Origin of the sequence: Sphingopyxis soli (assembly GCF_018682675.1) — a bacterium.
Lineage (GTDB): Bacteria > Pseudomonadota > Alphaproteobacteria > Sphingomonadales > Sphingomonadaceae > Sphingopyxis > Sphingopyxis soli.
This window is the reverse complement of the sequence record NZ_JAFMTR010000103.1, coordinates 1-7,278: the sequence shown is the minus strand read 5'-3', so window position 1 is coordinate 7,278 and position 7,278 is coordinate 1. Positions and strand designations below refer to the sequence as shown.

General features: G+C 64.5%; 7 protein-coding genes. 6 read left to right on the top strand and 1 reads right to left on the bottom strand.

Annotation, left to right across the window (positions count from 1 at the left end; all coding sequences use genetic code 11):
* Window positions 1–64: 64 nt before the first annotated feature.
* Window positions 65–1,483, bottom strand: a complete 1,419-nt coding sequence (locus tag J1N50_RS15650; protein WP_215355389.1) for a WS/DGAT/MGAT family O-acyltransferase — start codon at window positions 1,481–1,483, stop codon at window positions 65–67.
* A 123-nt stretch (window positions 1,484–1,606) separates the two neighbouring features.
* Between J1N50_RS15650 and J1N50_RS15645 the strand changes: the two genes are divergently transcribed.
* The 6 genes from J1N50_RS15645 to pnp all read left to right on the top strand — a co-directional run bounded on the left by J1N50_RS15645 (window position 1,607) and on the right by pnp (window position 7,153).
* Window positions 1,607–2,221 carry a thymidine kinase gene (locus J1N50_RS15645; protein ID WP_215355387.1) on the top strand — a complete coding sequence of 205 codons (615 nt, stop codon included), beginning with the start codon at window positions 1,607–1,609 and terminating at the stop codon, window positions 2,219–2,221.
* A complete protein-coding gene (locus J1N50_RS15640) occupies window positions 2,214–2,756 on the top strand; it encodes a GNAT family N-acetyltransferase (protein WP_215355385.1) in 543 nt (180 codons plus the stop codon). Before J1N50_RS15645 ends, J1N50_RS15640 begins: the two co-directional genes overlap by 8 nt.
* An 84-nt stretch (window positions 2,757–2,840) precedes the next feature.
* Complete coding sequence (locus J1N50_RS15635; RefSeq protein WP_246553631.1) at window positions 2,841–3,263, top strand: DUF6491 family protein; 423 nt, start codon at window positions 2,841–2,843, stop codon at window positions 3,261–3,263.
* Window positions 3,264–3,295: 32 nt separating this feature from the next.
* Window positions 3,296–4,276 carry a tRNA pseudouridine(55) synthase TruB gene (gene truB, locus J1N50_RS15630; protein WP_215355383.1) on the top strand — a complete coding sequence of 327 codons (981 nt, stop codon included), beginning with the start codon at window positions 3,296–3,298 and terminating at the stop codon, window positions 4,274–4,276.
* Between the two features lie 22 nt (window positions 4,277–4,298).
* Complete coding sequence (gene rpsO / locus J1N50_RS15625) at window positions 4,299–4,568, top strand: 30S ribosomal protein S15 (RefSeq protein ID WP_215355381.1); 270 nt, start codon at window positions 4,299–4,301, stop codon at window positions 4,566–4,568.
* Window positions 4,569–4,825: 257 nt separating this feature from the next.
* Entirely contained in the window at window positions 4,826–7,153 is a 2,328-nt protein-coding gene (gene pnp / locus J1N50_RS15620) for a polyribonucleotide nucleotidyltransferase (RefSeq protein WP_215355379.1), read from the top strand.
* Window positions 7,154–7,278 lie beyond the last annotated feature (125 nt).

Genomic DNA, 7,278 nt, shown 5'->3' with positions numbered 1-7,278 from the left:
CACGGCAAAACAAGAATCTGGAGTGCCGGTGTTGATTCAATCAAAACCGAACGCACTCTAAGGGCTATTTCCCCTTGATCCCCGCCGCCGCTTCCAGCTCGACCAGCGCCTCTTCAAGATAGTCGATCATCCGCTGCGCGTGCGGCACGCTGCGGCGGCAGGCGGTGATGCCGAAGTCGATGTTCTTGAAGTTCGACACCTGCGTGATGTTCATCGCCATGCCGTCGACGGGGATGCTGGCGGGGTACATGCCGTCCAGCCGCGCGCCGTTCCAGTACATCTGCTCGCGCGGGCCGGGGACGTTGGAGATCGTCACCGAGTAAGCGGGGAATTTGTCGGCGGTCTTGGTGAGCGCGGTGAGCATCATCGGGAAGCTGGTGAGCGCGGTGTAGAGCTGAATCTGCCCCGCCGTCATCGCACGAAGCTGTGCCTTTGCCGAATTCATCGATTCCTGGATCGCCGCCATGCGTTCGGCGGGATCGTCGATATGCGTTGCGAGGTTGGCGGTGACCGACGCGACCGAATTGCCCGAATCGATATCGTCCTTTGGGCGGATCGACACCGGCGCCATCGCTTTCAATGGTTTGTCGGGCAGCTCGTTCAGCGATTGCAGATATTTGCGCATCGCCCCCGCGCACATGCCGAGCACCGCGTCGTTGATCGTCCCGTCATAGGCCTTGCCGACCGCGCGGACGCGGTCGAGCGACCAGCTTTGCGCGACGAACCTCCGCGCGCCGGTGATGTTGCGGTTGAAGCTTGTGCGCGGCACCCCGGCGAAGGGCGTGACCAGCCCGTCGCCGCCAAGGCCGAACATCGCGGCGAGATACTGGTTCATCGCCTTTGTCACCCCGACGCTGTTGCCCCATTGCTCCTTCAGGAAATCGCCGATCGCCTTGATGTCCATCAGGTTCGGGCGCGGTGGCTTTTTCGGCGCGGGGAACTGGCGTTTATACGCCTCATAGGCTTCGACCGAGAGCGGCGAATAGGCGCGCCGCTCCTTGGGATCGGGCGACAGCATCGAATTATAGAAATGGATGCTTGCCGCGCCGTCCATCAGCGCGTGGTGAATTTTCTTGAAGGTCGCGATCTGCCGGTTTGGCAGGCCCGAGATCAACGTGATTTCCCATAGCGGCCGGGTGCGGTCGAGCAGCCCCGAGTGCAGCCGCGAGGCAAGCTCGAACATTTCGCGATAGCGCCCCGGTTTGGGCAGCGCGGCGCTGCGGACATGGTAATGCATGTCGATGTCGCGGTCGGGTTCGAGGCGGATCGGGCCGTACTGGCCGAGCGGGGTGAGCTTGAGCACCTCGCTGAACGGCCGCCGGAGTCCCTCCGACTGGCGCAGCAGGGCGAGCTGGTCGTTCAGCCATTCGGTCTCGTCGACATCGTCGGGCAGCGTGTAGAGGTTGATGCCGCCGATATGCATCGGCATTTCGCGGCTTTCCCCGACCAGGAACATCGCGTCGCTTATCGGCATCAACCGCATGGCAGCTCTCCCCACTCTTATGCTGCATCTTTGTTGCGCAGCATGGCAGGGGTGGTGGGTGAGTCAAGCGACGCCGAGCGGAGTCCCGTTGCCTGTCCCGAAACGAGCGGCTAGCAGCCGGCAATGGCCAAGCTCTATTTCTACTATGCCAGCATGAACGCCGGCAAATCGACGACGCTGCTGCAGGCGGACTTCAACTACCGCGAGCGCGGGATGGAGACGATGCTGTGGACCGCGGCGCTCGACGACCGCTACGGCGCGGGACAGGTAACGAGCCGCATCGGGCTGATGGCCGAGGCGCACAAGTTCGACCCCGAAAGCAATTTGTTCGAAGCAGTGAGTGCCGAGAATATGGAACGCCCGCTTGCCTGCGTGCTGGTCGACGAGGCGCAGTTCCTGACCCGCGCGCAAGTGCTGGATCTCGCCCGGCTCGCCGATGAGGTTGGAATTCCGGTGCTCTGTTATGGTCTGCGCACCGATTTCGCGGCCGAGCTCTTCCCCGGCTCTGCGGCGCTGCTCGGCCTCGCGGATGCGCTCGTCGAACTGAAGGCGGTGTGCGAATGCGGGCGCAAGGCGACGATGAACCTGCGCGTCGACTACAGCGGCCGCGCGGTCGTGGAGGGCGCGCAGACCGAGATCGGCGGCAACGACCGCTATGTCGCGATGTGCCGCCGCCACTTCATGGAGAAGCGGCGCGAGGCGGCAAGCGTACCAACCGCGGCAGGCGCCAATGCGTGACGCGCTCTATGCCGAACTCGGCGACGGCGACCTGCGTCTCGTCAAGCTGGCCGAACCGCACCGCGAGCCGCTGCGCGTCGCCTGCGCCGCCGACGCCGACATCTGGCCGATCTATTCGTCGAGCTTCGATCCCGCACATTTCGATGCGAGCTTCGCGGCGCTGATCGGACACGAAAGCCGGATGCCCTATGCGATTTTCGGCGGCGACCGGCTCGTCGGGATGACCGCCTGGCTGCGTCCCGACTGGACAGCGCAGACGATCGAGATCGGCAACAGCTATATCCATCCCGACGCACGCGGCACGGGGTTCAACGGACGGCTCAAACGCTTGATGATCGATCATGCCTTTGCCGTCGGCATCCGCCGCATCGAGTTTCGCATCGACGAACGCAACAAGCGGTCCCAGGCTGCCGTCGCAAAGCTCGGCTGCACCAAGGAGGGGGTGCTGCGCGCCGAACGCATCACCTGGACGGGCCATGTCCGCGATACCGGGCTGTGGTCGCTGCTTGCGGACGAATGGAGGGCGCGCGCATGAGCCTCTGGAGGGTCAGCCCGGGTTCAGGGTCCAGTTGCTATGGGACCGGGCAGGGCAGGGATTCGTGAATCGAAAGACCCGGACATGAATAAGACGCTCTCCTTCGCACTCGCCGCCGTCCTGCTTCTCCCCGCCACTTCGCCCGTGCTTGCCAGGCCCGCCGACGAGCCGCGCCCGCTCGGCGTCGAATCGAGCATCGCCTTTCCGAACGATGCGACGATCAAGACGTGGGAAGCCGATGGCGAGGACGGCATCTGGATTCAGACCCGCCATCGCGACTGGTATTACGGCAAGTTCGCGACGATCTGCCGCGACCTTGATTTCGCGCACGGCATCGGCATCGACAATCGCGGCACGTCGCAGCTCGACAGGTTCGCGGCGATTCTGGTCGGTCGCGAGCGTTGCCAGCTTGTCTCCTTCGTGACGTCGGCGCCGCCGCCGACCAAGGCCGAACGGAAAGCGGCCGCGGAAGCCGCAAAGGCGATGAAAGCCGCCGAGGCAAATTGACAAGCGCCCCGCGCGCTAGCAGGGCGCGCGGGATGAACGGCTGGATCATTCTCGACAAGCCCGTGGGGCTCGGTTCGACGCAGGCGGTTGCCGCGGTGAAGCGCGTCTGCCGCGAGGCGGGGCTTGGCAAGGTCAAGGTCGGCCATGGCGGCACGCTCGACCCGCTGGCGTCGGGGGTGCTGCCGATCGCGCTCGGCGAGGCGACGAAGCTGTGCGGGCGGATGCTCGATGCCAGCAAGATCTATGACTTCACCGTGCAGTTCGGGACCGAGACCGCGGGGCTCGATGCCGAAGGCGAGGTGGTTGCGACCAGCGACGTGCGGCCGACGCTCGCCGAGGTCGAGGCGGTGCTGCCGCGCTTTACCGGGGCGATCGAGCAGGTGCCACCCGCTTACTCCGCGATCAAGATCGACGGGCAGCGGGCCTATGACCGTGCGCGGGCTGGCGAAACGGTCGAGATGAAGGCGCGGGCGGTGACGGTCTTCAGTCTTCATCATGGTCGAACGAGTCGCGTGCCTCGTTCGACACTTGATCGGGCATCCATTGCACCGGACGAACAATGGACCCCGGATCAAGTCCGGGGTGACGAAGCAGAAGAGGCGCGGCTCGCCTCCATCACCCTCACCGCCCATGTCTCGAAGGGCACCTATATCCGCAGCCTTGCGCGCGACATTGCGCGGGCGGTAGGCAGCGTCGGGCATGTCACCATGCTTCGCCGCACCAAAGCGGGGCCGTTCGACCTGCGACAAGCGATTTCGCTGGACAAATTGAACGCTTTCGGCCAAGGCGCCGCGCAATCAGATATCATTCTGCCGCTCGAGGCAGGGCTGGTCGACATCCCGGCTCTGAACCTTTCCCCGGAAGCGGCAGGGGCGATCCGTCAGGGTCGCGTCTGGACCGGGGAAAGCACGCACGACGGGCTCTATTGGGGACGCGATGCCGATAGTCGGCCGGTCGCCCTGATCGAGGCTTTGGCGGGAACGCTAAGAGTCGTGCGGGGCTTCAACATATGACACGATGTTCGAAGGAAGAAATATGTCGATTACCGCAGAGCGCAAAGCCGAAGTCATCAAGGACAATGCCCGCGAAAAGGGCGATACCGGTTCGCCGGAAGTCCAGGTTGCGATCCTGACCGACCGCATCAATACGTTGACCGAGCATTTCAAGGCGCATCACAAGGACAACCACAGCCGCCGCGGGCTGCTGATGATGGTCAACAAGCGCCGCAGCCTTCTCGACTATCTCCGCAAGAAGGACGAGGACCGCTACCAGGCGCTGATCGCGAAGCTGGGTCTTCGCAAGTGACATAATCGCTCGGCCCCCTTTCGGGGGCCGTTTGCGTATTATGTCATCCCCGCGCAGGCGGGGACCCAGCGCGGTTCCATACCGCACTGGCAGAACTGGGTCCCCGCTTTCGCGGGGATGACGAAAAGAGTTTGGGCCGCTCCCGCATCCGGCGGGACCGCCATCAGGGCAGACAGACGCCCTACACCGCCCCGGGCCGGATTGCCCGGAATCAGAGGCCCCGCCCGGCATAGGGCCCGGCGGGCGAAGGAAACCACATGTTTGACGTGAAAAAAGTATCGATCGAGTGGGGCGGTGAAACGCTGACTCTCGAAACGGGCAAGGTTGCCCGTCAGGCCGACGGCGCCGTGATGGCGACGCTGGGCGAAACGGTCGTCCTGTGCGCGGTGACCGCCGCGAAGTCGGTGAAGGACGGGCAGGACTTCTTCCCGCTCACCGTCCATTATCAGGAAAAATATTCGGCCGCCGGCCGCATCCCGGGCGGCTTCTTCAAGCGCGAACGCGGCGCGACCGAAAAGGAAACTTTGGTCAGCCGCCTGATCGACCGTCCGATCCGCCCGCTGTTCCCCGAAGGTTTCTATAACGAGATCAACGCCATTGCCCAGGTGCTGAGCTATGACGGCCATAACGAGCCCGACATCCTCGCGATGGTCGCCGCGTCGGCCGCGCTCACCATTTCGGGCGTCCCCTTCATGGGCCCCATCGGCGCGGCGCGCGTCGGCTATCTGAACGGCGAATATATCCTGAACCCCACCGACGAGCAGGTTGCCGAAGGCGACCTCGACCTCGTCGTCGCGGCGACGCACGACGCGGTGATGATGGTCGAATCCGAAGCCAACGAGCTGTCGGAAGAGGTCATGCTGGGCGCGGTGATGTTCGCGCACGATGCGTGCAAGGAGGTCGTCAAGGCGATCATCAAGCTCGCCGAACAGGCCGCGAAGGAACCCTGGGAGATCGCGCCTTCGGACGACAATGCCGCGCTCAAGGACAAGCTCAAGAAGCTGATCGGCAAGGATATTGCGGCCGCCTACAAGCTCACCGACAAGTCGGCGCGCTCGAACGCCCTCAACGCGGCGCGCGACAAGGCGAAGGCGATGTTCGCGGAGGACGGGCTCGACCCGCAGGCGGTGATGGCGGGCATCAAGCTCACCAAGAAGCTCGAAGCCGAAATCGTCCGCACCGCGATCTTGAAGGAAGGCAAGCGCATCGACGGCCGCACCACCACGCAGATCCGCCCGATCGTCGCCGAAACGCACTTCCTGCCCCGCGCGCACGGCTCGGCGCTGTTCACCCGCGGCGAAACCCAGACGATCGCGACCTGCACGCTGGGCACCAAGGACGCCGAGCAGATGATCGACGGCCTCAACGGCCTGTCGTACCAGCACTTCATGCTGCACTATAACTTCCCGCCCTATTCGGTCGGTGAAGTCGGCCGCTTCGGCGCGCCCGGCCGCCGCGAAGTCGGTCACGGCAAGCTGGCATGGCGTGCGCTGCACCCCGTGCTGCCGACGAAGGACCAATTCCCCTATACGATCCGCCTCACCAGCGACATCACCGAATCGAACGGTTCGTCGTCGATGGCGTCGGTGTGCGGCGGGTCGCTCGCGATGATGGACGCCGGCGTGCCGATCAAGCGTCCCGTCTCGGGCATCGCGATGGGCCTGATCCTCGAGGGCCAGGATTATGCGATCCTCAGCGATATCCTGGGCGACGAGGATCACCTCGGCGACATGGACTTCAAGGTTGCGGGCACGTCCGAAGGCATCACCACGATGCAGATGGACATCAAGATCGCGGGCATCACGCGCGAGATCTTCGAAGCCGCGCTCAACCAGGCGAAGGAAGGCCGCGCGCACATCCTGGGCGAGATGAACAAGGCGCTCGGCGAAACCCGCAGCGAACTGTCGGCGCACGCGCCGCGCATCGAGACGATGCAGATCGACAAGGCGAAGATCCGCGACGTCATCGGCACCGGCGGCAAGGTGATCCGCGAGATCGTCGCGACCACCGGCGCCAAGGTCGACATCGACGACGAAGGTCTGATCAAGATCTCGTCGAGCGACCTCACCCAGATCGAAGCGGCCCGCAAGTGGATCGCCGGCATCGTCGAGGAAGCCGAAGTCGGCAAGATCTATGACGGCAAGGTCGTCAACCTCGTCGATTTCGGTGCGTTCGTGAATTTCATGGGCGGCAAGGACGGTCTCGTCCACGTCAGCGAAATCAAGAACGAGCGCGTCGAGAAGGTCGCCGACGTCCTCAGCGAAGGCCAGGACGTCAAGGTCAAGGTGCTCGAGATCGACCCGCGCGGCAAGGTCCGTCTGTCGATGCGCGTCGTCGATCAGGAAACCGGCGAAGAGTTGGAAGACACCCGCCCGGCGCGCGAGCCCCGCGAAGACCGCGGCCCGCGCGGCGATCGTGGTCCGCGCCGTGACGGTGACCGCGGCCCGCGTGGCGGTGGTGGCCGTGACCGCGATCGCGGCCCCCGCCGTGACGGCGGCGACCGCGGCCCCCGCGGCGAAGGACGCCGCGAGCGCAACGACGGTCCCGAAGACCAGGGTCATGTGCCCGATTTCCTGAAGGACTAAGTCCTTCCGGTACCGGAAAAGAGAAGGGGCTGCCGAAAGGCGGCCCCTTTTTTGTCGGTTACGGGGTGGATTCCAGCCTTTCAATTCTCGTCATGCTGGCTGCGGCGATGGCCTCGCTGTTTCAG

Coding starts and splice junctions, on each gene's coding strand:
- J1N50_RS15650 (WP_215355389.1), bottom strand. CDS start 1,483: ATGCGGTTGATGCCGATAAGCGACGCGATGTTCCTGGTCGGGGAAAGC.
- J1N50_RS15645 (WP_215355387.1), top strand. CDS start 1,607: ATGGCCAAGCTCTATTTCTACTATGCCAGCATGAACGCCGGCAAATCG.
- J1N50_RS15640 (WP_215355385.1), top strand. CDS start 2,214: ATGCGTGACGCGCTCTATGCCGAACTCGGCGACGGCGACCTGCGTCTC.
- J1N50_RS15635 (WP_246553631.1), top strand. CDS start 2,841: ATGAATAAGACGCTCTCCTTCGCACTCGCCGCCGTCCTGCTTCTCCCC.
- truB (WP_215355383.1), top strand. CDS start 3,296: ATGAACGGCTGGATCATTCTCGACAAGCCCGTGGGGCTCGGTTCGACG.
- rpsO (WP_215355381.1), top strand. CDS start 4,299: ATGTCGATTACCGCAGAGCGCAAAGCCGAAGTCATCAAGGACAATGCC.
- pnp (WP_215355379.1), top strand. CDS start 4,826: ATGTTTGACGTGAAAAAAGTATCGATCGAGTGGGGCGGTGAAACGCTG.